Source organism: Nocardioides abyssi (assembly GCF_030412915.1).
In the GTDB taxonomy this organism is placed as follows: Bacteria; Actinomycetota; Actinomycetes; order Propionibacteriales; family Nocardioidaceae; genus Nocardioides; species Nocardioides abyssi.
In genome coordinates this window covers 1-376 of sequence record NZ_JAUHJR010000053.1, presented here as the reverse complement: position 1 = coordinate 376, position 376 = coordinate 1, and the positions used below count along the sequence as shown (strand labels likewise).

General features: G+C 72.6%; 1 pseudogene. It reads right to left on the bottom strand.

Annotated features, from left to right (window positions below):
* Positions 1–312 (bottom strand): annotated as a pseudogene (locus tag QWY29_RS19870) (MFS transporter); the annotation flags it as partial.
* Between the last annotated feature and the right edge of the window lie 64 nt (positions 313–376).

Sequence of the window (376 nt, the reverse complement as noted above, 5' to 3'; positions counted from 1 at the left end):
GACCCCGGCGGGCACCTCGGGGGCGAGGGCCACCAGCACCCAGGCCGCGGGGTGCACGGCCCGGGTCGCGAGGATCGTCGGACCGGTGCCGAGCCTGCCTCCCATCGAGGGCGCGAGCGTCGCTCCGAGGAGGCGGGAGACGCCACCCGTGGCGACGAGCAGGCCGAAGACGACCGCTGAGAGACCCATCTCCCGCAGGGCCACGATCGCCAGTGCGGTGAAGGCTGCCCCGTTGGCGAGGAACCAGACGTGCGTGGAGACCGCGAGCGGTCCGAGAGTGGGATGACGATAGGTCCACCGCAGACCTTCCACGACCTAGCGCCGCAGGTGCCGCTCAGCAGTCCGTTCCGGCGGGCTGTCGTCGATCCCGAGCCTG